Raw genomic sequence first — 20,587 nt, 5'->3', positions numbered from 1 at the left:
GCACCCGTAAGAAAAAACTTCATATGGCGGAAATCTTATCACTCATCCGCCAGAAACACAAATGTCCGATTTATCGCGAAAGCTCCTTCAAACCCAGTCGGATCAGCCTGGCGCTATCGCCACCCTCACCACCATTCTTCAAGGCGGCAGCCACCGCATTGGCGGCCTGGTCTCGCGAATAGCCGAGATTGGTCAAGGCCGAGACGGCATCGGCCACAGGTGCTGGTGCCGCGCCTTCGCCGATCTCCTGCTTGAGACCGATGGCACCTGCCGCCTCTCCAGCAAAGGCCGGCGCCTTGTTGCGCAATTCGGTGACGATGCGAATCGCAACCTTCGGGCCAACGCCCGGCGCGCGGGAGACAACAGCCTTGTCCTGCAGTGCGATGGCGTTTGCGAGTTCGGACGGCGAGAGGGTGGAGAGAACCGCTAGCGCCACCTTGGAGCCCACACCCTGCACGCTCTGCAACAGATTGAACCACTCGCGCTCAAGAGCGCTCATGAAGCCGAAAAGCTTCAACTGGTCCTCGCGCACATAGGTCTCGATGAACAGCACCACCGCCTCGCCGGCTGAGCCAAGCCTGGACAGAGTGCGCGCCGAACAATGCGCCACGTAGCAGACGCCATGGACGTCAACGAGAACGTAGTCGTCGCCGATTTCCTCTATGGTGCCTTTGAGTTTGCCGATCATCGTCGCGTCCGTGATATTTGAGAAAGAGGTGAAGAGCCGAAGAACGCCCGCTTAGCCCGCAGCAAGAAGCCGGCGCATCCGGTCGCCCCCGCGGTTATGCGCGTGGCAGATGGCAATCGCCAAGGCGTCGGCGGCGTCATTACCCTTGAACTCGGCCTTCGGCATCAGGATTTTCAGCATCATGTGGATCTGCTGCTTTTCACCGTGCCCCACACCGATAACCGCCTTCTTCACGGCATTCGGCGCATATTCGGATACGGGCAGGCCCGCACGGGCGGGAACGAGCATGGCAATGCCACGCGCCTGACCAAGTTTCAGGGTCGCCACCGCGTCCTTGTTGACGAAGGTCTGTTCCACCGCCGCCTCATCCGGCTGATAGGAGTGAACGACATCCGCCAGCCCGTCATGCAGCTGACAAAGGCGCGAGGCGAGATCCATGTCGCCATCGGACGTTACCGTGCCGGACGCCACGAAACGCAGGCTGTTGCCGATCGTCTCGATGACGCCCCAGCCCGTACGCCTTAAGCCCGGATCAATGCCGATAATTCGAATCGCGTTTTGCATGTCTCACCCTATCGTCTGGTCAGGAAACCTGCCAGCCATAAGTGAACAAAACAAAAACATTCAATGAGAAAATGCGCCGCGCCAGCGGATCGCCATACACGCTCACGCCGTCAGTTTTTTTGAACCATGGATCAATTCGCTGCGACGAGGATGGCAAATACGACGCCACACCTTAAATAAGGTCCTAAATAAAGGCCGGAAGGAGCATGCCATGATTCCCTTTTCCATTCTCGATCTATCGCCGATTGGCGACGGGGAGAACGCAAGCCAGGCGCTCGACAATTCGCGCCGCATGGCGATCAAGGCGGAAGAACACGGCTATGAGCGTTTCTGGCTGGCCGAGCATCACGGCATGCCGGGTATCGCAAGTGCCGCAACGTCGATTGTCATCGCCCATGTGGGTGCCGCAACCTCACGCATCCGCGTCGGCTCGGGCGGCGTCATGCTGCCCAACCACTCTCCGCTGGTGATCGCTGAACAGTTCGGCACGCTTGCCGCTCTTCTGCCGGGTCGTGTCGATCTCGGACTTGGCCGCGCACCGGGAACGGATATGCGCACGGCGCGTGCACTTCGCCGCAATCTCGATGCAGGGGCCGAGAATTTCCCGCATGATATCGTCGAGCTTCAACGCTATCTCGGCGCGCCCGAACCGGATCAGGCGATCCTTGCCGTGCCAGGTGTGAACTCCAATGTGCCGATCTGGCTGCTGGGCTCCAGCATCTACAGCGCCCATCTGGCCGCAGCGCTTGGCCTGCCCTATTCCTTCGCCTCGCATTTTGCACCCGATATGCTGATGGATGCCATCGCCATCTACCGCGAGCGCTTCCAGCCGTCTGCGACGCTATCCGAGCCCTATGTCATGGTGGGCATCATGGGCGTCGGTGCGGATACGGATGAGGAAGCCCGGCATCTCTTCACCTCGGCCCAGCAGCAATTCGTCAATCTGCGCAAGAACGTCCGCACGCCCTTCCCGCGACCGGTCGAGAGCATGGATGGCTACTGGAACGACATGGAGCGGATCACCGTCGAACATACGCTGCGTTACGCCGCCGTCGGCTCGCACGCGACCATCGATCGCAAACTCCAGCAGTTCCTGGGCGAGACCGGCGCGGATGAATTGATCGTGTCCATGCCGATCCACGACATCAACAAGCGGCTGCGCTCGGTTGAGGTTTTTGCGGACGTACGAAACGGCGTGAAGAAGGCGGCGTGAGGCCAAGATGAAATCCTGTCCTTGCGTTTGATAGAAGCCGACCGTTTGTCTCTGCTTCATCATCAGGTCGATGGACCGGGCTTGTGCCCCTCTCCACCGTCATCCTCGCCCTTGAGGCGAGGATCCATAGTTTCTGCACGTCACGAGTGGGTTAGATCCTCGCCTCATGGGCGAGGATGACGTCGCGGAATGGTAGAAGCCGATATCAGGCTGACAGCTTCGCCATGACTTCTTCGGACACTTCGAAGTTCGAATAGACGTTCTGCACGTCGTCATCGTCTTCGAGGTTGTCGATCAGCTTCATCAGCGACTGCGCCTTTTCCTCATCCACCGGAACGGTGTTCTGCGGACGCCAGACGGCCTTGACGCTGTCGGCTTCGCCGAGCGTGGCTTCAAGCGCCTTGGAGACTTCGTTGATGTCTTCGAAGCCGCAGATGATCGTGTGGCCGTCTTCGCTGCTTTCCACGTCTTCGGCACCGGCTTCGATCGCCGCTTCCATCACCTTGTCCGCGTCGCCAACCGACGCCTTGTAGGTGATTTCGCCAACGCGGTCGAAGGAGAAGGAAACCGAACCGGTTTCGCCAAGCGCGCCGCCGGCCTTGGTGAAGATCGAGCGGATGTTGGATGCCGTGCGGTTGCGGTTGTCCGTCAGCGCTTCGACGATGACCGCCGTGCCGCCTGGGCCGTAGCCCTCATAGCGGACGGAATCGTAGTTTTCCGCATCCGCGCCGGACGCCTTCTTGATGGCGCGGTCGATATTGTCCTTCGGCATGGACTGCGCCTTGGCGTTCTGCACGGCCAGGCGAAGAGCAGCATTCATGGTCGGGTCCGGAAGACCGGACTTGGCTGCAACGGTGATTTCACGCGCAAGCTTGGAGAACATCTTCGAACGGATCGAATCCTGTTTCCCCTTGCGATGCATGATGTTCTTGAACTGTGAATGGCCAGCCATGGCACCCCTGATCGGATCGTTTGTTTGGATTGTGGGCCTTATAAGTGCGATGGCGCGGCTGTTCAAGCCCGTAACCCCCTTCTTCTCGCATCCACATGACAGCGCTGCAAGGAACAGAAATCCTCTCCCGCCGTTGTGATCACAGGCGGCGCGATCATGACCGGATCGCTGCCGAAAGGAACAGGAACCGCAAGGAGATCACTGAATGGTAAGTCTGACTGAAGCACGCGAACAACCCGCCCGTCAGCTTTGGGACGAGATCAATTCCGTCCATGCAGGCATGCTGGGTCTGGAAGGTCTCCGCAACCACATGCAGCCCATGGCACCGCATGCCGATCCGAAGACCAACACCATCTGGTTCTTCTCCAAGAAGGATACCGACCTTGTTCAGTCGCTGAAGTCCGGTTCGCGTGCCCACTTCTGCGTTATCGGAAAGGATCATGATTACCACGCCTGCCTGTCCGGCAAGCTCGAAGTGCGCGACGACAAGACCAAGCTTGACGAGTACTGGAACTCCGTCACCGCAGCCTGGTATGAGCACGGCAAGAGCGACCCGCAGCTCGTCATGCTGGCTCTTCACGTGGACGATGCCGATATCTGGGCGTCCACCGACAGCACGCTGAAATTCGGCTGGGAAATCGCCAAGGCCAATATGTCCGATGAAAAGATGCCGGATGTCGGTGTTCGCCAGCACCTGACCTTCGCGTAATCCTGATCTAAACTTGTCTGGAAAAACGCCGTGCATCCTAGGGACGCGCGGCGTTTTTGCTTTAACGTATGACGTTTGCGCCAATGCGGCTACATGCCCTGCGGCACGAGGATCTGCGGCTGCTTGGGAAGATTGCGCATCGAGACGCGGATCACCGGATCGCTGGCATAGGCAATCTTGAACTGTGGGCCGAAGGCGACGAGGAACCGCTCCAGCGCGCTCGGCTGGTGCATGGGCAGGATAAGCGCTGAGCGCAGCCGCTTGACGATCCGGCTCATGCTGTCGGCACCCATCGTCAACCCACCATCGACTGGCACCATCAGCACATCCAGCCTGCCGATCTCAGCATATTGGGTTTCCGTCAGCTCGTAATGCAGGTGCCCGAGATGGCCGATACAAAGGCCCGCCACCTCGAAAATGAAGATCGAATTGCCGTCCTTCGTCAGAAGACCGCCACCACCCCAGCGGTTGCGGATATCCGAGGTGACGTTGCGGATATAGACGTCGCCCACCTCCAGCTTGTGCACGGCCTTGTCACCCGGCACATCGCTCCAGCCATGCAGCACATGTTTGATCTCAGGCTCTGGCGAGAGGGTGTAGTGGGTGGTGTGCGCATTGTTCATCGTCGCCACGGTCGGCATGACCGGTGGGCGATAGACGCCATTATAATCGGTGGCAATTACCACCCCTTCCGGCGACTCGATGGTGTAGGTCGAATGCCCGATGTACTGGATCTTCACTTCCTCGCGGTCGCTTAACTGGGCCTTCTTGACATCGGTCGGGTTGAAGCTCGCGAAAGTGACGCGGGGGAGCGCCTGCGCAATCGCCTGGCACTGGCTGACGGGCGGTCGATCGGGAGGCTCCTGCGCCGCGACAGAAGCGGCGCTGAACAGCATGGCGATCAATGCAGGCATGAACATGCGAGGCATGGCACCACTCCCCGGAAAGGCGAATGGACGAAAAGATGCGGCAAGGATGGGGGTTCGTCTAGGTGTAAGCGGTGGGGGGCGCTCACATTGTTGTCATCCGGCGTTGGTGGATGGGGCTTTACGCCCTCTGCCCTGCCGGGCATCTCCCCCTCAAGGGTGGAGATCGACTCGTGGCGAACGCTCGAACTTCTTCAACGTTGATGATGAAATGGGGAGCCTCCCTCTGGCCAATCTCCACCCTTGGGGGGGAGATGCCCGGCAGGGCAGAGGGGGGTGACCCACAACCCCCAAATCCGCCCAAAAACCATCAATTCCAAAACGCCGGCACAGTCTCCGCCAGTCTCGGTCCGATCCGCAAAGGCGCGATCTTCTCAGCCAACCCGGTGCTATCGGAAATCTCGACCCCAACACCACACAGTGTCGCAGGACCACTGGCCGCCTCGAAGCGACCCTTCGGCATTTTCGAAATGAACCGGTTGATCGGCTCTTCCTTTTCCATGCCAAGCGAGGAATCGTAGTCGCCGCACATGCCGGCATCCGACATATAGGCGGTTCCGCCGTTCAGGATCTGGGCGTCAGCGGTCGGCACATGCGTGTGCGTTCCGACGACGAAGCTGGCGCGGCCGTCGACGAAATGGCCGAAGCATTGCTTCTCGCTCGTCGCCTCCGCGTGAAAATCGAAGATGATCGCGTCCGCCTGCTCCTTCAGCGGGCAGGCCGCCAGAATGCTCTCCGCCGAGCTGAAGGGATCATCCAACTCGGGATGCATGAAGACGCGGCCCATGATGTTGGCAACCAGCACACGCGCACCATTGCGGGCATAGAACAGGCCGGAGCCCTTGCCGGGCGTGCCCTTCGGGTAATTGGCGGGGCGCAGGAATTGGTCGTGGCGCTCGCAGAAGGAAACCGCCTCCTTCTGGTCCCAGACATGGTTGCCGGTGGTGACGACATCCGCGCCGGCATTGATCGTTTCCAGATAAATGTCTTCGGTAATCCCGAAGCCGCCAGCGGCGTTCTCGCCATTGACGATGACGAAATCCAGTTTCAGGTCGGAGATCAGCCCCGGCAATTTTTCCCAGACGGCCGTGCGTCCGGTCTTGCCCACCATATCTCCGAGAAAAAGTAGTCTCATGCCCCTGTCCTGCCAGAAAAATGCCGCAAGCCGCTTTCGGTCAAAATCGCGTCCAGCGCAACGTCATGCGCTTCAGCCGGCACTGATGGCACTTCCTGGCAATCGAATGCAATGCCTATCAACAGTGGTTCCAGTCCTTTTGCATGCAGGCGGGCAATGGCGCGGTCATAATGCCCGGCCCCATAGCCGATGCGCTGGCCGTGGCCATCGAAGGCGGAAAGCGGCACCAGCAGAATATGCGGATCGAGGACCGCAGCGCTTTCATCCGGCCCGCTCGTGCCAAAGCCCGTCTTCACCAGTTCGGCGTTGCGAGCGAAGGCGCGAAAGACGATGGTCTCGCGGTCGAGCATCACCGGCAGGCAAAGCGTGGCGCCCTTGTCGCGCAAGGCTTCCATCAGCGGTCGGATGTCGGCTTCGGAGCGGATCGGCATGAAGCCGGAAACAATGGTACCGGGGCTAAAGGAGAGAGCCTGCGCACCCAACTGCGCCATCGCCATACTTTTTGTTTGGCGGTCTTCAACGGAAAGAGCGTCCCGCAGGGCGAGACGCTCGAGACGCAATTGCGCTTTTGTCAGAGAACCGGCTTCGTTCATCACGCAGCCCGGCTGACCAGGACCTTGTCGATGCGGTGGCCGTCAAGATCGATGACCTCGAAGCGCCAGCCGTTGCGCGTGATGTGCTCGCCCAGTTCCGGCAGGCGGCGGAATTCGTCCAGCACCAGACCGGCGACGGTTTCGAATTCGGCATCCTCGTCAATCTGGAAGCCCATGCGATCGGCAAACTCATCGGCCGCCATCCAGCCGGCAACCAGGAAGCTGCCATCCTCGCGCTCCACCATCGCAGGCTCTTCGCCGTCGTCCTCCTGGAAGGCACCGGTGATGGCCTCCAGAATGTCGCCGGAGCTGATGATGCCTTCGAAGTGGCCATATTCGTCATAGACGAGAACCATATGCACCGTGGAACGGCGCAGAGATTGGATGACGTCAACGGCGCTGGTGAGGTCGGAAACGACCGGCACTTCACGCAGCAACTCGCGAATGTTGAGTTCCTTGCCAGACGCCAGCGCATCGAAGGCATCCTTGGCGAAGAGAACGCCGAGAATTTCATCCGAGGCACCGTTGCGCACCGGAAGGCGCGAACGCTGAGTGGCACGAAGCTGCTCGCGGATTTCCTCAGCCGTATCCTCGATGTCAACGACTTCCACGTCGCGACGCGGCGTCATCAGGCCGCGGGCATTGCGGTCGGCCAGGCGCATGACGCTGGTGATCATCGCCGATTCCTCGGTTTCGATCACGCCGGCGCTGTGCGCCTCGGCCAGAACCGTGCGGATTTCGTCGTCTGTGACAGAGGCGTTTGATTCACCGCTATGACCGAGGAGGGCAAGCACGATCCTGCCCGACTTGTCGAGAAGCCAGACGACGGGCGCGCCGATCTTCGACAGGAACACCATGGCAGGCGCGACGCGGGCCGCGACCTTTTCAGCGTCGCGTAGCGCGATCTGCTTCGGCACGAGTTCGCCGACGATCAGCGAGAGATAGGTAATGGCAACAACCACGACGCCGACGCCAAGCGCATCGGCGGCACGGTCCGGCACGCCCTGTTCAGCGAGCCAAAGCGTGAAGCGGGCACCAAGTGTGGCGCCGGAAAAGGCACCGGAGAGAACGCCGACCAGCGTAATGCCGATCTGCACGGTGGACAAAAACCGTCCGGGATTTTCAGAAAGATTGAGCGCCATCGTGGCGCCCTTGCTGCCTTGAGCGGCCAGCACTTTAAGTCTCGCCGGTCTGGAAGAGACGACAGCAAGCTCGGACATGGCGAGCACCCCGTTCAATACGGTGAGCAGGACCACGATCATAATTTCAGTAAACAAGTTTAGCTCTTTGGGCTGTTGAACGGCACGTCGCGGTTGCAACCGCATTCGCCTTGAGGACAGGCTGAACGGACATACCAATCCGAATAATAAAGATTTGTTCCACCAATGCAATGACAACATAGCGCCATTGCAAAGCTTTCATCGTAAAGCGGATAAAATAATCGTGGGCGTCACGTTCACGCAGAAGGACGCGATTTGAAACCGAAGGTTTGTTGCCACGCCAGAAATGAGCACGTCAGCATAAGCCAAAAATGATAAAGTGCGTCCGCGACGACCGATGGATGTTTACGATCCTGGGTGCCTACAAACGTAGGTGGGCACCGTGTGTCCAGCCCCACGAGGCTGGCCAGGGACAGCTCCCTTTGGATCGAGTATGGCCCCAGGGATTGTGGTTCCTGTCGAGAAGCGCAGAACGCACGCTCTATATATGATGGATCGGTCCGTTTCGAAAGAGGCTATCGAAGACAATCTTGATGGCAGGCTTACGCTCGCAAGCTCAATTGACCGAAGGCTTCGGTCTCTCCACCAGTTTCTCGGTAATGCCGTTCAACCGCACGGCGAGATCGGAGATGGCGAGCACGATCTGCTCGTCGGCCTTCGCCTTGCTTTCAGCCATGCCGTCGCGGTTCTGCTGCAAGGACGCGACCTGGTTTTCCAGCGCTTCGATCTTGCGCGACAGCTCGGACATCTCGTCGGTGATCATGATGCCAGCCATGACGGTCAGCCTCAGATCGCCGATCTCGCCGAACTGGCTCTTCAGATGGCCGACATAGCGGTCGAAACGCGCTGCGAGATCGGTCAGGTGGTCTTCCTGCCCTGCTTCGCAGGCCATGCGATAGGCCTTGCCGTCGATCATCACGGTGACTTGAGCCATGCGGGCCTCCTCTTATCTGTCCAGTACGGCGCGGATGGTTTCCATGGCGGTCACCAGGCGGCGCGAGACCTCGCGGTTCACCTCTTCCAGGCGATTGGCGCGGAACTGCGACTGGTCGAGCTCCTGAGCAAGACGGGCACGATCCACGTGCACGCGCTTGACCTCACCCTCCACCTCGGCACTTTCCCGCTGGCGCTCCAGGCGCATATCAAGGGCGTTTTCAAGGCTGGTGATTGCGGAGCTGAGCTCCGACAGCGCGACTTGTATTGTTTTTTCCGCCGTCATCGTTTCTTCCAAACCGCATAAGCGGCAAGCCCGAATCGTTGCCGCCCTATGTCACTCAAGGCATTGATACGATATTACCCGTTTTGCGCCCGCGTCAATCAAACCAATACATTCAAGCACTTTGGGCTGTGGATGAATGCAAAGTCGCAAACATGGGCTTCAGCATCCCTGCCTGATTATGGCCACAGCGCGGCGCGAAGCTTGCGCGAGATCGAATGTGGCCATGGGCGGCGCGCGAATCTTTTGATGCGAAACGATTTTTGTGACCGATCGAACCGCAACATCAGGCTGGATTTATTGACAGAGCCGCCCTACCTGCTATGGATCAACCCGCTTTTTGGATAGTTAGAACGACTATCTCCTTTCACCCGGAACAAACGGAAAAGCCATGATTTCTCGCGACAAACACGACCGGATGGCCAATGCAATCCGATTTCTTGCCATGGATGCTGTGGAGAAGGCCAATTCCGGCCACCCCGGCCTGCCGATGGGAGCAGCGGATGTCGCCACCGTTCTCTTTACCCGCTACCTGAAATTCGATCCCAAGGCGCCGCACTGGCCCGACCGCGACCGTTTCGTGCTGTCCGCCGGCCACGGTTCCATGCTGCTCTACTCGTGCCTGTATCTGACCGGCTACGAAGACATGACGATCGACGAGATCAAGCGCTTCCGTCAGCTTGGCTCCAAGACCGCCGGCCACCCGGAGTATGGTCATGCCACCGGCATCGAAACCACCACCGGTCCTCTCGGCCAGGGCATTGCCAATGCTGTCGGCATGGCGATTGCCGAGCGCAAGCTGGAAGAAGAATTCGGCTCCGACCTGCAGAGCCATTATACTTATGTTCTGTGCGGCGACGGCTGCCTGATGGAAGGCATCAGCCATGAGGCGATCGCGCTTGCCGGCCATCTGCGCCTGAACAAGCTCGTGCTCTTCTGGGACAACAACAACATCACGATCGACGGCGCAGTCGGCCTGTCCGACTCCACCGATCAGATCGAACGCTTCAAGGCGGTTCACTGGCACACGATCGAGATCGACGGCCACGATCCGGAAGCGATTGCCGCTGCCATCGAAGAAGCCCACAAGTCGGATCGCCCGACCTTCATTGCAGCCAAGACCACCATCGGCTTCGGCGCCCCGAACAAGGCTGGCACCCACAAGGTGCACGGCTCGCCGCTCGGTGCAGAAGAAATCGCTGCAACCCGCAAGCATCTCAACTGGGAAGCCGAACCCTTCGTCATTCCTGAAGACGTGCTCGACGCATGGCGTCTGGCAGGCCTGCGTTCCACCAAGACACGCCAGGAGTGGGAAGCCCGCCTGGAAGCGGTCGAGGCTGGAAAGAAGGCCGAGTTCAAGCGCCGTTTCGCCGGCGATCTGCCCGGAAACTTCGACAGCTCCATCGACGCCTTCAAGAAGAAGGTTGCGGCCAACAACCCGACGGTTGCCACCCGCAAGGCATCCGAAGATACACTCGAAGTCATCAACGGCGTCGTGCCGGAAATGCTCGGCGGCTCCGCCGACCTGACACCGTCCAACAACACCAAGACCAGCCAGATGGTGTCGATCACGCCGACCGACTTCTCCGGTCGCTACATGCATTACGGCATCCGCGAACACGGCATGGCCGCGGCCATGAACGGCATTTCGCTGCATGGCGGTCTGATCCCCTACTCCGGCGGCTTCCTGATCTTCTCGGACTATTGCCGTCCGTCGATCCGCCTTGCCGCATTGATGGGCATCCGCGTCGTTCACGTCCTGACGCATGACTCGATCGGCGTTGGCGAAGACGGCCCGACCCACCAGCCGGTGGAACAGATCGCGGCACTGCGCGCCATTCCGAACCTTCTGGTCTTCCGCCCGGCAGACGAGACGGAAACGGCAGAAGCCTGGCAGCTTGCCCTGCATGAAAAGCATCGTCCCTCCGCCCTGGCACTCACACGCCAGAACCTGACGCCGGCCCGCAAGGACTATGAGGAGAAGAACCTCGTTGCCTACGGCGCCTATGAACTGGTTTCGGCAAGCGACGCGAAGGTCTCGATCTTCGCCTCCGGCTCGGAAGTCGAGCTTGCGCTGAAGGCCGCCGCCACGCTGAAGGACAAGGGCATTTCCGCCCGCGTCGTGTCCGTGCCCTGCTTCGAACTCTTCAAGGAGCAGCCGGAAACCTATCGTCAGGCGATCATCGGCGACGCGCCGGTCAAGATCGCCGTCGAAGCGGCCATTCGCCAGGGCTGGGATTACTTCATCGGCAATGACGGCGCTTTCGTCGGCATGCAGTCCTTCGGTGCTTCTGCACCGGCCAAGGACCTCTTCCCGCACTTCGGCATCACCGCGGAAGCGGTTGTCGCCGCAGCCGAAGAAAAGCTCGGCTGATCCCATTGGCCGAAGATCAGGGCGTCTTGCACGTCATGATCTTCGGTCGTCGACCGCCGCAAGCGGTGGAGCGCGCCCCACGCCTTCGCCACTTCGCGCCCAAGCTATTCCATTCAGACGTAAATTATTGATCGGGAGACTGTAAATGACTGTAAAAGTAGCCATTAACGGCTTCGGCCGCATCGGCCGTAACGTCCTTCGCGCCATCGTCGAATCCGGCCGGACCGACATCGAAGTCGTCGCCATCAACGATCTTGGCCCTGTCGAGACCAATGCACACCTGCTGCGTTACGACTCCATTCACGGCAAGTTCCCGGCCGAGGTGAAGGTCGAAGGCGACACGATCACCGTTGGCGGCGGCAAGCCGATCAAGGTCACCGCCGTGCGCGACCCCGCAACGCTGCCGCATGGCGAACTGGGCGTCGATATCGCGCTGGAATGCACCGGCATCTTCACCGCCCGTGACAAGGCTGCCGCTCACCTCACCGCTGGCGCAAAGCGCGTCATCGTTTCGGCTCCGGCCGACGGTGCCGACCTGACGGTTGTTTTCGGCGTGAACCACGACCAGCTGACGAAGGATCACCTCGTCATCTCCAACGCCTCCTGCACCACCAACTGCCTAGTGCCGGTTGTCAAGGTTCTCGATGACCTGATCGGCATCGACCATGGCTTCATGACGACGATCCACTCCTACACGGGCGACCAGCCGACGCTGGACACCATGCACAAGGATCTTTACCGCGCCCGCGCTGCAGCGCTGTCGATGATCCCGACCTCGACCGGTGCTGCCAAGGCCGTCGGTCTTGTCATGCCGCACCTCAAGGGCCGCCTCGACGGTACCTCGATCCGCGTTCCCACACCAAACGTCTCGGTCGTCGATTTCAAGTTCGTCGCCAAGAAGGCAACCTCGGTCGAAGAAATCAACGAAGCCATCAAGGCTGCGTCGAACGGCGCGCTGAAGGGCGTTCTCGGCTACACCGACGAGCCGCTGGTTTCGCGTGACTTCAACCACGACAGCCACTCCTCGATCTTCGCCACCGACCAGACCAAGGTCATGGAAGGCAACTTCGTGCGCGTGCTTTCCTGGTACGACAACGAGTGGGGCTTCTCCAACCGCATGTCCGACACGGCCGTGGCTTTTGCCAAGACCATCTGATCTGACGGTCAGTGACAATCCAACGAACCGGTGGGAGCAATCCCGCCGGTTTTTTTATGGGTCCGTCGCCGGCGCTGGCGCTCCCGCCTTGCTCTGGTCCATTTTCAACCTGAACAATCACTGACAAGATTCGGTAGTCGCAGACGGGAGGCTGTGCGCCAGCTTCAAAGCATCGCTTGCAAAGGTTAGGGCATTGGAATCATTTTATCTCTTGCTGCTGGTCGCCAACGTCCTTGTTCTTGCAGCCGCCTTTTCCAGCCTGATCGCCTACCGCTTTGGCGCGCCCCTGCTGCTTCTCTTCCTGATGATCGGCCTTGCCGCTGGCAAGGATGGTCTCGGCATCGAATTCACCAACAGTGCGCTGGCCTATATGCTCGGATCGCTGGTGCTGGCGGTCATCCTCTTCGATTCCGGTTTCAGCACGCCATTACAGACCTTCCGGCTCTCGTCCCGGCCCGCCCTCACACTTGCCACAGTCGGTGTCGTCCTGACGGCGGTGTTCTTCGCGGGCGCTGCTGCGCTGCTGCTCGGTTTCTCCTGGCTGGAAGGCCTGCTGCTCGGCTCCATCGTCGCCTCCACCGATGCGGCAGCCGTGTTCTTCCTGCTGCGCATCGGCGGCATCCATATTCGTGACCAAGTGCGCTCCACGCTGGAAGTGGAGTCCGGCACCAACGATCCGATGGCGATTTTTCTGACCATCGCACTGGTGGAAGTCGTTGGTCGCGGCAAGGGGTTGGCGGGTTTCGACAGCGGCTTCCTGCTGATGTTCCTCGAAGAAATGGGACTTGGCCTGATCTTCGGCGTGCTCGGCGGCTTGATGATCGTCAAGGTCGTCAACCGCTTCACCATGGATCGCGGGCTCGCACCCATCCTCGTTCTGGCGCTCGCGCTCCTCGTCTTCTCCTTCACCGGCGCGCTGAACGGCAGTGGCTTCCTCGCCGTCTATGTCGCGGGCATCGTTTCCGGCAACCGCAAGATTTTCGCCAAGGGCGCCATCCGCCGTTTTCATGAGGGCATGACATGGCTGGCGCAGATCATCATGTTCCTGATGCTCGGCCTGCTGGCGACACCCTCGCAGTTTCCGGCCATCATCATCCCCGCCATCCTGCTTGCGCTTTTCCTCATCTTCGTTGCAAGGCCGCTTGCGGTGTGGCTGAGCCTCATGCCCTTCAACTACACCCAGCAGGAAACGAGCTTCGTTGCATGGGTCGGTCTGCGTGGCGCCGTCTCCATTCTGCTCGCCATCCTGCCCGCACTTGGTGGGCTCAACAATGCCGAGATCTACTTCAACGCTGCCTTCATCATCGTGCTCGTCTCGCTTCTCCTGCAGGGCTGGACGATTAAGCCTGTCGCAACCCGTCTTGGCCTCGTGGTACCACCGCGCATGGGCGAGGTGGACAAGCTGGAAGTGGATCTGCCCGGCACGGCAACCCACGAGCTGATCTCCTACCGCGTGGCCAAGGGCAGCGCGATCCTGCAGGGCGAACGCATTCCCCGCTGGGCCATGCCGTCTCTGGTCGTGCGCGACGGCACATCGATCCGCTATCAATATGCCGGCAGGCTTCGAGAGAACGATCTCGTCTATCTCTTCGTCATCCCCAGCAATGCAAGGCTGCTCGACCGCCTCTTTGCCAGCGCCAAGCCGGTGACCGCCGATGACGAGGACATTTTCGGCACCTTTGCCATCTCGCCGCAACGCCCGGCGACGGAACTGGATGCATCCTACGGGCCGGGGCTGATCACGCCCCAGGAGCAGTCGCTCACCGTTGGCGAACTGATCGAATCCCGCCTTGGCGGAAAAGCCGAATATGCCGATCGCATCCGTCTCGGCTCGCTGATCCTGATCGTCCGCGATCTTGATGAAAACCACGCGATTTCCAGCATCGGCATTTCGCTTGAACCGGTCGAACCGGCGACCACGCTACCGATCTTCATCAGCCTGAAAGACATCATCCACCGTGCCCGCGAGCACCGCAAGGAAAGGCGCCGCGCCCGCCTGAACGCGAAGTGAAAACCCGTCATGGCATCGTGACGAAAACGCCTTGCGTCGTCGGTCAGGCATAGTATGGTCGCGCCCGAAGACATTGTTTCAAACACGTTTTACAGGATTGATCTATGCCCGCCTTCAAGACCCTTGACGACCTCACCGACATTTCCGGAAAGCGCGTTCTCGTTCGCGTCGATCTCAATGTGCCGGTTGCTGACGGCAAGGTGACGGACAAGACCCGCCTGGAACGCGTGGCACCCACAATCCTGGAACTCTCGGACAAGGGCGCCAAGGTCATTCTGCTCGCCCATTTCGGTCGCCCGAAGGGTGAGCCGGTTGCCGACATGTCGCTGTCGCTGATCGCGCCTGCGCTTGAAGAGGTTCTCGACCACGCCGTCCGCGTCGCCACCGATTGCATCGGCCCGGCTGCTGCGGACGCCATCGCCAAGATGAATGACGGGGATATCCTGCTTCTGGAAAACACCCGCTTCCACAAGGGCGAGGAAAAGAACGATCCGGCCTTCGTCACCGAGCTTGCCAAGAACGGCGATGTCTACGTCAACGATGCCTTCTCCGCCGCCCACCGCGCCCATGCCTCCACCGAGGGTCTTGCCCGCCATCTGCCGGCCTATGCCGGCCGCACCATGCAGGCGGAGCTGGAAGCGCTGGAAAAGGGTCTCGGCGCCCCTGCCCGGCCGGTCGTTGCCATTGTCGGCGGCGCCAAGGTCTCCACCAAGATCGATCTCCTGATGAACCTCGTCAAGAAGGTCGACGCACTCGTCATCGGCGGCGGCATGGCCAACACCTTCCTCGCCGCCCGCGGCACGCAGGTCGGCAAGTCGCTCTGCGAGCATGATCTGGCCGAAACCGCAAAGCAGATCATGATCGAGGCCGCAACGGCTGGCTGCGCCATCGTGCTGCCGGATGACGGCGTCGTTGCCCGCGAGTTCAAGGCCAATGCCGCCAACGAGATTGTCGATATCAACGCCATCCCCGAAGACGCCATGGTGCTCGATGTCGGTCCCAAATCGGTCGAAGCCATCAAGGGCTGGATTTCGCGCGCCGAAACGCTGGTCTGGAACGGCCCGCTCGGCGCCTTCGAAATCGAACCCTTCGACACCGCAACGGTCGCTGCCGCCCGCCACGCCGCCGAATGCACCAAGTCCGGCAAGCTCGTCTCCGTCGCCGGCGGCGGTGATACGGTCGCAGCACTCAACCATGCGGGCGTTGCCGACGACTTCACCTATATCTCGACAGCCGGCGGCGCCTTCCTCGAATGGATGGAAGGCAAGGTCCTGCCCGGCGTCGCTATTCTGCAGGAACAGAAGTAACGCGCTTCTACCAAGAGGCGCCTGAGTGAAACGATTGACCGACGCCATAACCGGCGTCGGTTTTTTTATTGCTTCAGCACCCACCTCAGTCTTCGGAACCAAACGGCGCATCAAGCGTCTTCTTTTTCGCCGATTTCACACGTCGTAGACAGCCTTAAAAAACGTTGACACATCAAAACCTTTTCAAACGATTCAAGGCGTTAGCCTGCCATCTTTCTGCCTCTGTCTGGTATCTGAGTATGATTATGTATTGGGAGAACCGCAAATGACCGAACGTCTTCAAGATATTGCACAAAAAATGATGTCGAACGGCAAGGGACTGCTGGCGGCGGATGAGTCCACCGGCACGATCAAGAAGCGCTTCGATACGATCGGTCTGGAATCGACCGAAACCAGCCGCCGTGATTATCGCGAAATGCTGTTCCGCACCGACGAGGCGATGACGAAGTGCATCTCCGGCGTCATTCTCTACGAGGAAACGCTCCTCCAGAAGGCCGCCGATGGCACGCCTTTCGTCGAGATCATCAAGGCCGCCGGCGCCGTTCCCGGCATCAAGGTGGACAAGGGCGCCAAGCCGCAGACCTTCTTCCCCGGCGAGACGGTGACCGAGGGCCTTGATGGCCTGGCGGATCGCCTGAAGACCTATTACGAGGCCGGTGCACGCTTTGCCAAATGGCGCGGCGTCATCGCGATCGGTGATGGGCTTCCGACATGGGGATCGATCAAGGCGAATGCCCAGGCGCTTGCCCGCTATGCAGCCCTTTGCCAGCAGGCCGGTATCGTGCCGATCGTCGAGCCGGAAGTGTTGATGGACGGCAAGCCTGGGACCCACAGCATCGACCGTTGCGCCGAGGTGACTGAATGGGTGCTGCGCACTGTTTTCACCGAGCTTTATGATGCCCGCGTCGATCTGGAAGGCATGATCCTGAAACCCAACATGGTCATCGACGGCAAGAATGCCCGCAAGGCAAGCGTTGAAGAGGTCGCCGAAAAGACCGTCAAGGTGCTGAAGGCCACCGTGCCATCCACTGTGCCCGGTATCGCCTTCCTCTCCGGCGGCCAGTCATCGGAAGAGGCCACAGCCCACCTCTCGGCCATCAATGCCGGCTATGACCTGCCCTGGTCGGTCACCTTCTCCTATGGCCGCGCATTGCAGGAAGCATCACTCCATGCCTGGGGCGGCAAGCAGGAAAATGTCGCAGCCGGCCAGCGCGCCTTCCGCCACCGCGCCGAGATGAATTCTCTGGCAGCGCGCGGCAACTGGAAGCAGGAGCTTGAGAAGGCGGCGTGACGTCGCCTCGCTATGTAAGCCCTATATAAGACTGTACTGAAAAGCCGCTCCCCTTGAGCGGCTTTTTCTTTTCGCGGCGGCTCGCCGCTCTTCAAATTCACGCTCGCCCGGCGCAGTATGCCGCCATGACAGGCCCGTCACCGTCCCGACAGCAACCCGACAGTCGGGCGGATGGCGTGGTGATCGATGGCGGTTTGCGGAAATGTCGGCCGCGTCGAACCTTGGAGAGAATGATGCTGGTACAGAAACTCAGGCTACAGCGTGGCTGGTCGCAGGAGCAGTTGGCAATCGTCAGTGGCTTGAGCGTGCGCACCATTCAGCGTATCGAGCGCGGCCAATCCGCGAGCCTGGAAACGCTCGCAACGTAAGAGCGTTTCCTTGTTAAATAGAAACAGTTCTGTTGGTTCAAACGGGATCGACTGATTGTCCGGGCGGCGCGTGCCGTAGCCAAAGCATACGGCCAAGCCGTCCGGGCAAGCAGGTGGCCCGTTTCAACCAACCCGAAGGGCCGGGCATCTTTCCGCCAGGCTCAAAGGCGATCGGCTCGACCGTACCCTTGGGTATGCCCTTCGCCAATCGCCTTTGCCCTGACGAAAACCTGCTCCGGCAGAACGTTTCTATTTAACAAGGAAACGCTCTAACATCCGTCTTCGAGATCGACGTGTCGCAACTGACCGTAGAAAAGGAAACGGATATGCAAAGCATTGCTGTCGACTCCAGAGAAGCCGAAGAAGCCCTCGCATTCGAGCGCGTGCGAAAGATCAAGAAGTTCTACCTGCATGTGGCGCAATATGTCTTGGTCATCGCCATGCTGGTCGTCATCAACCTTGTGACCAGCCCGCATTACTTCTGGGCCATCTGGCCAGCCCTCGGCTGGGGTGTCGCCCTTGCGATGAACGGCATGACCACCTTCGACCTCGTGCCCTTCCTCAATGCCGCATGGGAGCGCAAGAAGGTCGAGGACTATCTCGGGCGCAAACTCTGATCATCTAAAGCGCCGTGCGTTTTGTTAAACGCCCAAAGGACGCTTTAGCTTTTTGAAGCTACGCATCGTGCTTTCCGAAAATCGAGAGCGATTTTCGGGCCGATGCTGTAGGCGCTTCCATCATCGATGGGAGCGCCAAAATTCATGGCCGCAGGAGCAGCACCAGCGTCCACAGAACGAAGGCCACCACGGCGATCTTCCAGAAATCGGCACGTCGTCTAAAGCCCGGGAATCCGAGCGGGCGGATGAGCTGGATACCCATGGCCAGAAGTAGCAAAAGGCCGATCGCCTTCGTCATCACGCAACCTTTTGGCTCAATCGGGCAAGCTGTGTGCCACCGTTTCTGCCATCTTCTTCGGGAACCCTTGGCCGCTGCCGCCGGTTCAACTGCAAATGTCTATTTAGGGGCTTGCCGCATCCGTGAGCCAAATGTCAAACTCATTCTACATCGTCACAGGGTGGACATTTTTATGCTCACCATGGCGGCGTCTTATTCGCACCATCTTCCACATGATACCGGCAATAGCATCAGCATGAGAGAGACTTTATGAGCAGAAATATTCTACCCGTATTCGCTCTTCTCACCAGCACCCTCTTCCTCTTCCTTGGCAACGGCCTGCAGGGCCTGCTTCTGCCGGTGCGCGGTTCGGAAGAAGGTTACTCCAACGAAGTGCTCGGTTTTCTCGGCACCTCCTGGGCGGCAGGATTCGTCATCGGCTGTTTTGTAGCACCCGCCATCGTGCGCCGGGCCGGCCATATCCGTGCCTTCGGCAGCTTCGTTGCAGTCATCTGCCTCACCGTTCTCCTGACCGGTCTCTTTATCGACGACGTCTCCTGGGTGGCCCTGCGTGCCCTGACCGGTTTCTGCACCGCCGGAACCTCGATGATCATCGAAAGCTGGCTGAACGAGCGCGCCACCAATGAAAGCCGCGGTGCGATCTTCTCGCTCTATATCGCCATTACGCTCTTCGGCGTGGTGGCCGGACAGCTCGTCATTCCCTTCGGCCATGTGGGCAATACATCGCTCTTCATGGTCTGCGCCATCATCTATTGCGTCGCGATCCTTCCCGCCATGTTGTCAAAAGCGGAGAGCCCGCAACCGCTGAAGAAGGTCAAGCTCGATCTTCGGGCGCTCTACCGCAATTCGCCGGTATCCTTCGTCGGCATCCTGCTGGTCGGCATCGCTAATGGCGCCTATGGTACGCTTGCTGCCGTCTTCGGCGCGCGTGCGGGGCTCGATCCCACCACCATCGCCATCATGGTCAGTTCCACCATCTTCGTCGGCGCGCTCGCGCAGTTTCCGGCCGGCAAGCTGTCCGACCGTATCGACCGTCGTTTCGTGCTGGCAGGCCTCTCGGCGCTCGCCGCCGTCGCGGGCCTTGCGATCGCGATCATCCACCCGACACATGTCTATGTGCTGATCGGAATGATCTGCGTTTATGGTGCCGCCGCCAATGCGCTCTACCCGATCGCGGTCGCACACGCCAACGACTTCGCCTCCTCGGAAGATTTCGTCAAAGTCTCGGGCGGCCTGCTTTTGCTTTACGGCATCGGCACCATCATAGGCCCGACGCTTGGCGGCCCGATCATGACCTCCTTCGGTCCCTACGCGCTGTTTCTGGTAACGGCGGTTTCGCATCTTCTGATTACGGCTTATTCTATCTTCCGCTCGAGGCAGCGCGCCGCGCTCACCACCGCGGAGAAGGATAACTTCTCCACCATGCCGACGGCCCCTGCGCCGCTACTGACACCGGAAAGCGCTTCGCTTGACCCCAGAGCACCGCAATATCCTGAAGAGGAAGCAGATTTGCAGAAGGGAGCAGGAATATGAGTATCTTTGACGAGGATCTTCCGCAAAAGCAGAACACCACGCACATCATTGGCGCCGACCTGACGCTGCTTTCGGTGGATGAGCTGACCGCACGCATCAATATTCTGTCAGCTGAAATCGAACGGCTGGAGGGCGAAAAGGAGAAGAAGTCGGCGGGCCGCAAGGCAGCGGAAAATCTGTTTCGCACCAGATGAGATCAAGAATGCTGAGCAAACGTTACCCCGCGAGACAGTTTTTCGTTTACCATTAACCAAATATTAAGCTTTCTGAGAGATTACTATACATGTTCAGTTCTGCTGAACCTCAGGCAGTTTCTCCTATCGGCGAATTGGTCTGATTTTTCTCCCTGTTTTACCTTGAGAGCCGCTTTTGCGGCTCTTTTTTTATTCTGTTGGAAAACCTGCAAAACTGTGGGT

21 protein-coding genes and 1 other RNA gene are annotated in these 20,587 nt (G+C 59.6%); 11 read left to right on the top strand and 11 right to left on the bottom strand.

Annotated features, from left to right (window positions below; translation table 11 throughout):
• Nucleotides 1-70: 70 nt before the first annotated feature.
• Nucleotides 71-688, bottom strand: coding sequence for a Holliday junction branch migration protein RuvA (ruvA, locus tag ACTJKV_RS05715; RefSeq protein ID WP_274103172.1), 618 nt, complete (start codon nt 686-688; stop codon nt 71-73).
• A 51-nt stretch (nt 689-739) separates the two neighbouring features.
• Nucleotides 740-1,252: a crossover junction endodeoxyribonuclease RuvC gene (gene ruvC / locus ACTJKV_RS05710; RefSeq protein WP_062427941.1), complete on the bottom strand. Its 513-nt coding sequence runs from the start codon at nt 1,250-1,252 to the stop codon at nt 740-742.
• A 211-nt stretch (nt 1,253-1,463) separates the two neighbouring features.
• Here ruvC and ACTJKV_RS05705 point away from each other — a divergent pair, with 211 nt between their 5' ends.
• The gene (locus ACTJKV_RS05705) at nt 1,464-2,465 is read left to right on the top strand and encodes an LLM class flavin-dependent oxidoreductase (protein WP_062439808.1); all 1,002 of its coding nucleotides are present in this window, start codon (nt 1,464-1,466) and stop codon (nt 2,463-2,465) included.
• Nucleotides 2,466-2,670: 205 nt separating this feature from the next.
• Here ACTJKV_RS05705 and ACTJKV_RS05700 read toward each other — a convergent pair whose 3' ends face one another.
• The gene (locus ACTJKV_RS05700) at nt 2,671-3,417 is read right to left on the bottom strand and encodes a YebC/PmpR family DNA-binding transcriptional regulator (protein WP_062427939.1); all 747 of its coding nucleotides are present in this window, start codon (nt 3,415-3,417) and stop codon (nt 2,671-2,673) included.
• 205 nt (nt 3,418-3,622) lie between these two features.
• Here ACTJKV_RS05700 and ACTJKV_RS05695 point away from each other — a divergent pair, with 205 nt between their 5' ends.
• The gene (locus tag ACTJKV_RS05695; RefSeq protein ID WP_274103170.1) at nt 3,623-4,126 is read left to right on the top strand and encodes a pyridoxamine 5'-phosphate oxidase family protein; all 504 of its coding nucleotides are present in this window, start codon (nt 3,623-3,625) and stop codon (nt 4,124-4,126) included.
• Nucleotides 4,127-4,215: 89 nt separating this feature from the next.
• Here the strand turns inward: ACTJKV_RS05695 and ACTJKV_RS05690 are convergent, their stop codons facing one another.
• From ACTJKV_RS05690 to ACTJKV_RS05660, 7 genes are all read right to left on the bottom strand, one after another.
• A complete protein-coding gene (locus ACTJKV_RS05690; protein ID WP_440598524.1) occupies nt 4,216-5,055 on the bottom strand; it encodes an MBL fold metallo-hydrolase in 840 nt (279 codons plus the stop codon).
• 307 nt (nt 5,056-5,362) lie between these two features.
• Nucleotides 5,363-6,187, bottom strand: a complete 825-nt coding sequence (locus tag ACTJKV_RS05685) for a TIGR00282 family metallophosphoesterase (protein WP_062439795.1) — start codon at nt 6,185-6,187, stop codon at nt 5,363-5,365.
• Nucleotides 6,184-6,780, bottom strand: a complete 597-nt coding sequence (locus tag ACTJKV_RS05680; protein ID WP_274103169.1) for a 5-formyltetrahydrofolate cyclo-ligase — start codon at nt 6,778-6,780, stop codon at nt 6,184-6,186. Before ACTJKV_RS05680 ends, ACTJKV_RS05685 begins: the two co-directional genes overlap by 4 nt.
• A complete protein-coding gene (locus ACTJKV_RS05675) occupies nt 6,780-8,042 on the bottom strand; it encodes a hemolysin family protein (RefSeq protein ID WP_062427934.1) in 1,263 nt (420 codons plus the stop codon). Before ACTJKV_RS05675 ends, ACTJKV_RS05680 begins: the two co-directional genes overlap by 1 nt.
• A 277-nt stretch (nt 8,043-8,319) precedes the next feature.
• Nucleotides 8,320-8,477: non-coding RNA, 6S RNA (ssrS, locus tag ACTJKV_RS05670), on the bottom strand.
• 79 nt (nt 8,478-8,556) lie between these two features.
• Entirely contained in the window at nt 8,557-8,934 is a 378-nt protein-coding gene (locus ACTJKV_RS05665) for a cell division protein ZapA (protein ID WP_274103168.1), read from the bottom strand.
• A gap of 12 nt (nt 8,935-8,946) precedes the next feature.
• Nucleotides 8,947-9,219 (bottom strand): DUF4164 domain-containing protein, encoded by a 273-nt coding sequence (locus tag ACTJKV_RS05660; RefSeq protein WP_062427932.1) that lies wholly within the window; start codon nt 9,217-9,219, stop codon nt 8,947-8,949.
• A gap of 388 nt (nt 9,220-9,607) precedes the next feature.
• On the opposite strand from ACTJKV_RS05660, the gene tkt reads away from it, so the two are divergent.
• The 7 genes from tkt to ACTJKV_RS05625 all read left to right on the top strand — a co-directional run bounded on the left by tkt (nt 9,608) and on the right by ACTJKV_RS05625 (nt 18,340).
• Nucleotides 9,608-11,590, top strand: a complete 1,983-nt coding sequence (tkt, locus tag ACTJKV_RS05655; RefSeq protein ID WP_274103167.1) for a transketolase — start codon at nt 9,608-9,610, stop codon at nt 11,588-11,590.
• A gap of 145 nt (nt 11,591-11,735) precedes the next feature.
• Nucleotides 11,736-12,746 (top strand): type I glyceraldehyde-3-phosphate dehydrogenase, encoded by a 1,011-nt coding sequence (gene gap / locus ACTJKV_RS05650; RefSeq protein ID WP_113271630.1) that lies wholly within the window; start codon nt 11,736-11,738, stop codon nt 12,744-12,746.
• Nucleotides 12,747-12,939: 193 nt separating this feature from the next.
• Nucleotides 12,940-14,757 (top strand): potassium/proton antiporter, encoded by a 1,818-nt coding sequence (locus ACTJKV_RS05645; RefSeq protein ID WP_274103166.1) that lies wholly within the window; start codon nt 12,940-12,942, stop codon nt 14,755-14,757.
• Between the two features lie 104 nt (nt 14,758-14,861).
• Nucleotides 14,862-16,064: a phosphoglycerate kinase gene (locus ACTJKV_RS05640; protein ID WP_274103165.1), complete on the top strand. Its 1,203-nt coding sequence runs from the start codon at nt 14,862-14,864 to the stop codon at nt 16,062-16,064.
• A gap of 265 nt (nt 16,065-16,329) precedes the next feature.
• On the top strand, nt 16,330-17,355 hold the full coding sequence (locus tag ACTJKV_RS05635; protein WP_274103164.1) for a class I fructose-bisphosphate aldolase: 1,026 nt from the start codon (nt 16,330-16,332) through the stop codon (nt 17,353-17,355).
• Between the two features lie 233 nt (nt 17,356-17,588).
• Nucleotides 17,589-17,723, top strand: coding sequence for a helix-turn-helix domain-containing protein (locus tag ACTJKV_RS05630; RefSeq protein WP_236769615.1), 135 nt, complete (start codon nt 17,589-17,591; stop codon nt 17,721-17,723).
• Between the two features lie 326 nt (nt 17,724-18,049).
• A complete protein-coding gene (locus ACTJKV_RS05625; protein ID WP_153311709.1) occupies nt 18,050-18,340 on the top strand; it encodes a 2TM domain-containing protein in 291 nt (96 codons plus the stop codon).
• A gap of 142 nt (nt 18,341-18,482) precedes the next feature.
• Here the strand turns inward: ACTJKV_RS05625 and ACTJKV_RS05620 are convergent, their stop codons facing one another.
• Nucleotides 18,483-18,638, bottom strand: a complete 156-nt coding sequence (locus tag ACTJKV_RS05620; protein ID WP_165457088.1) for a hypothetical protein — start codon at nt 18,636-18,638, stop codon at nt 18,483-18,485.
• Nucleotides 18,639-18,887: 249 nt separating this feature from the next.
• Here ACTJKV_RS05620 and ACTJKV_RS05615 point away from each other — a divergent pair, with 249 nt between their 5' ends.
• Both ACTJKV_RS05615 and ACTJKV_RS05610 read left to right on the top strand, forming a co-directional pair.
• Nucleotides 18,888-20,171 (top strand): MFS transporter, encoded by a 1,284-nt coding sequence (locus ACTJKV_RS05615; RefSeq protein WP_062427922.1) that lies wholly within the window; start codon nt 18,888-18,890, stop codon nt 20,169-20,171.
• Nucleotides 20,168-20,365, top strand: a complete 198-nt coding sequence (locus ACTJKV_RS05610; protein ID WP_062427921.1) for a DUF1192 domain-containing protein — start codon at nt 20,168-20,170, stop codon at nt 20,363-20,365. Before ACTJKV_RS05615 ends, ACTJKV_RS05610 begins: the two co-directional genes overlap by 4 nt.
• The last annotated feature ends 222 nt before the right edge of the window (nt 20,366-20,587 follow it).

This window comes from Agrobacterium sp. 22117, from assembly GCF_052045735.1.
In the GTDB taxonomy this organism is placed as follows: domain Bacteria; phylum Pseudomonadota; class Alphaproteobacteria; order Rhizobiales; family Rhizobiaceae; genus Agrobacterium; species Agrobacterium cavarae.
Note: the sequence above shows the minus strand (reverse complement) of the source record. Positions and strands in the feature narration are given on the sequence as shown.

Bases quoted from the DNA above. Each gene is read 5' to 3' on its own strand.
- ruvA (WP_274103172.1), bottom strand. From the start codon at position 688: ATGATCGGCAAACTCAAAGGCACCATAGAGGAAATCGGCGACGACTAC.
- ruvC (WP_062427941.1), bottom strand. From the start codon at position 1,252: ATGCAAAACGCGATTCGAATTATCGGCATTGATCCGGGCTTAAGGCGT.
- ACTJKV_RS05705 (WP_062439808.1), top strand. From the start codon at position 1,464: ATGATTCCCTTTTCCATTCTCGATCTATCGCCGATTGGCGACGGGGAG.
- ACTJKV_RS05700 (WP_062427939.1), bottom strand. From the start codon at position 3,417: ATGGCTGGCCATTCACAGTTCAAGAACATCATGCATCGCAAGGGGAAA.
- ACTJKV_RS05695 (WP_274103170.1), top strand. From the start codon at position 3,623: ATGGTAAGTCTGACTGAAGCACGCGAACAACCCGCCCGTCAGCTTTGG.
- ACTJKV_RS05690 (WP_440598524.1), bottom strand. From the start codon at position 5,055: ATGCCTCGCATGTTCATGCCTGCATTGATCGCCATGCTGTTCAGCGCC.
- ACTJKV_RS05685 (WP_062439795.1), bottom strand. From the start codon at position 6,187: ATGAGACTACTTTTTCTCGGAGATATGGTGGGCAAGACCGGACGCACG.
- ACTJKV_RS05680 (WP_274103169.1), bottom strand. From the start codon at position 6,780: ATGAACGAAGCCGGTTCTCTGACAAAAGCGCAATTGCGTCTCGAGCGT.
- ACTJKV_RS05675 (WP_062427934.1), bottom strand. From the start codon at position 8,042: ATGATCGTGGTCCTGCTCACCGTATTGAACGGGGTGCTCGCCATGTCC.
- ACTJKV_RS05665 (WP_274103168.1), bottom strand. From the start codon at position 8,934: ATGGCTCAAGTCACCGTGATGATCGACGGCAAGGCCTATCGCATGGCC.
- ACTJKV_RS05660 (WP_062427932.1), bottom strand. From the start codon at position 9,219: ATGACGGCGGAAAAAACAATACAAGTCGCGCTGTCGGAGCTCAGCTCC.
- tkt (WP_274103167.1), top strand. From the start codon at position 9,608: ATGATTTCTCGCGACAAACACGACCGGATGGCCAATGCAATCCGATTT.
- gap (WP_113271630.1), top strand. From the start codon at position 11,736: ATGACTGTAAAAGTAGCCATTAACGGCTTCGGCCGCATCGGCCGTAAC.
- ACTJKV_RS05640 (WP_274103165.1), top strand. From the start codon at position 14,862: ATGCCCGCCTTCAAGACCCTTGACGACCTCACCGACATTTCCGGAAAG.
- ACTJKV_RS05635 (WP_274103164.1), top strand. From the start codon at position 16,330: ATGACCGAACGTCTTCAAGATATTGCACAAAAAATGATGTCGAACGGC.
- ACTJKV_RS05630 (WP_236769615.1), top strand. From the start codon at position 17,589: ATGCTGGTACAGAAACTCAGGCTACAGCGTGGCTGGTCGCAGGAGCAG.
- ACTJKV_RS05625 (WP_153311709.1), top strand. From the start codon at position 18,050: ATGCAAAGCATTGCTGTCGACTCCAGAGAAGCCGAAGAAGCCCTCGCA.
- ACTJKV_RS05620 (WP_165457088.1), bottom strand. From the start codon at position 18,638: ATGACGAAGGCGATCGGCCTTTTGCTACTTCTGGCCATGGGTATCCAG.
- ACTJKV_RS05615 (WP_062427922.1), top strand. From the start codon at position 18,888: ATGAGCAGAAATATTCTACCCGTATTCGCTCTTCTCACCAGCACCCTC.
- ACTJKV_RS05610 (WP_062427921.1), top strand. From the start codon at position 20,168: ATGAGTATCTTTGACGAGGATCTTCCGCAAAAGCAGAACACCACGCAC.